The sequence below is a fragment of the Amycolatopsis sp. NPDC059021 genome (genome assembly GCF_042739895.1).
Classification (GTDB): domain Bacteria; phylum Actinomycetota; class Actinomycetes; order Mycobacteriales; family Pseudonocardiaceae; genus Amycolatopsis.
The window spans coordinates 106,352-108,156 of record NZ_JBHYIQ010000001.1 but is presented as its reverse complement, the minus strand read 5'-3'; the positions used below and the strand labels follow the sequence as shown (position 1 = coordinate 108,156).

General features: G+C 71.6%; 3 protein-coding genes. All 3 read right to left on the bottom strand.

The annotated features are described in order from the left end of the window. Window positions 1-78: 78 nt before the first annotated feature. The 3 genes from ACFWX1_RS00400 to ACFWX1_RS00390 all read right to left on the bottom strand — a co-directional run bounded on the left by ACFWX1_RS00400 (window position 79) and on the right by ACFWX1_RS00390 (window position 1,729). A complete protein-coding gene (locus tag ACFWX1_RS00400) occupies window positions 79-339 on the bottom strand; it encodes a hypothetical protein (protein WP_378382634.1) in 261 nt (86 codons plus the stop codon). A gap of 157 nt (window positions 340-496) precedes the next feature. After that, complete coding sequence (locus ACFWX1_RS00395; RefSeq protein WP_378382633.1) at window positions 497-1,357, bottom strand: 2-phospho-L-lactate transferase CofD family protein; 861 nt, start codon at window positions 1,355-1,357, stop codon at window positions 497-499. Between the two features lie 33 nt (window positions 1,358-1,390). Then, window positions 1,391-1,729, bottom strand: coding sequence for a hypothetical protein (locus ACFWX1_RS00390; RefSeq protein ID WP_378382632.1), 339 nt, complete (start codon window positions 1,727-1,729; stop codon window positions 1,391-1,393). Between the last annotated feature and the right edge of the window lie 76 nt (window positions 1,730-1,805).

The following is a 1,805-nucleotide window of genomic DNA, read 5'->3' as shown; positions in this document are numbered from 1 at the left end:
TTCCTCGCATCAGACGCGAGGAAAGTCCCCTTCAGCGCGTCCTGCGAGACGAAAGTCCCCTTCAGCTCGCCCGGCCTGCTAGTCCCGCTGTTTGCAGGCCTCCAGCGCCCACTCCTGGCGGCCGTATTCGTCGCGGAAGATCCGGTAGCAGTCCAGCAGGCTGCTCTGGGTGCAGGCCTGGAACGCGATGTCCACGTCGGCCTCGCCCTCGTCGACCGCGTAGTTGACGCAATCGGGCACCGAGCGTGGGGTGATCGCGGCCGTCGCGGCCGGTGCCGCCGCCAGCGCGCCCGCCAGCACCAGTGCCGCCACGGACAACCCGCCCGCTACTTTGCCCATGTTCTGGCTCCGTCCTGCTCGATTCCGCATGTCCCGGTCCGGATCCAGCAAAGTGCCGGGCGCCGCCCGCGGACAAGAAGGATCCGCCCGAACCACCCGAGTCAGGACCTCGCTTCACCGGTCCGGGTAACCGGACCCGGACCCGCCGTGACGAGGGCTAGTAGCGGCTCCCGGCGAGCACGGTGTCGACCAGTTCGCCGGGGTCGGCACGCGCGATCAGTGTCGAGGCGAGGTCCACCTCGAGGCCGAGCGCGCGGATGCGCCCCGCCTCGGCGGCGTCCGCGCGGTCCAGCACGAACCGGTCGCAGACGCCGCGGTGCAGCTTGGCCACCGAGACGGCGATGGCGGGCAGGCCCACGGTGTGCATCAGCGCCGCGCGGCTGCGGGCGCGCCGGTGCTCGGCCGGGTCGGTGATCGGCACGCCGTAGACGACCGGGGTCACTGCCACGATCTCCGCATGTGTGTCGCGCAGCGCCGCGGCGACGCCCGGGATTCGCAGGATCGGCAGGACACCGGCCAGCGGATTGCTCGGCCCGAGCACGACCAGCTCGGCGGCGCCGATCGCCTCCAGAACGCCGGGAGCGGGACGCGCCTCATCGATACCGTCGTAGCGCACGCTCGCTACTGCGGGTTCCGCATCACGATCGTCCAGAAACTCCTGATATCGCAGGTTCTCCTCCGAGAAGGTGTTCAGCCGGGTGCTGACCTCCTGCTCGGTCATCGGCAGCACGCTCACCCGCACGCCCGCGGCGGCGGCGAGGCCGCGGGTGATCTCGGCGAGTCCGTCCCCCGCGCGCAACCGCTCGGTACGCGGTCCTGCCAGGCCGAGGGCGGCACCGGAGTCCATTCCGGACAACGCGGCCAGCGTGGTGTCCAGGTCCGGGCAGATCCGCAGGCCGTCCCGCCGGAAGTCGTCGGCCGTGTTGACCACGATGGTGAACTCGTCCGGCGGCACCCGCCCGGCCAGCGCGCGCCACAGCCGGGACGAGCCGGTGCCCCCGCCGAGACCGACGATCATCGTGCCGCCGCCGGGAAGTCCGAAGAGGACGGTTCAGAGCGGCCGGGACCATTCGGCGTACTCGGGCAGCAACCGCCGCCCGTTGGCCGCGAAGAACGCGCGGACGATGACACCGCGGGCGATCCGGATCGCGGGCGGCCCGTCCAGCGCGGCGAACTCCCTGGCCTTGTCACTGTAGAAACCCTGTCTCCGATAGCGGCGAGTTCGTTCGTCGAAGACCTCTTCGATCATTTCGTCCGGGGTCCGCCCGACGAACTCGGCGAACTGCGCCAGGGCCGCCAACCGCGCCGCGCGGTCGGCCTCCGGCAGGCGGGCGAGCGACCTCGCGTACCGCCGCACGGTGATGAACTCGGTGAACGCCACCTTGCCCATGAGCCCCTCCCTTCGCGGACCCGGCCGGCGGGGGGGGGGGTGGGGGGGTGCGCGAGGACGGGCGGCACCTCGAACT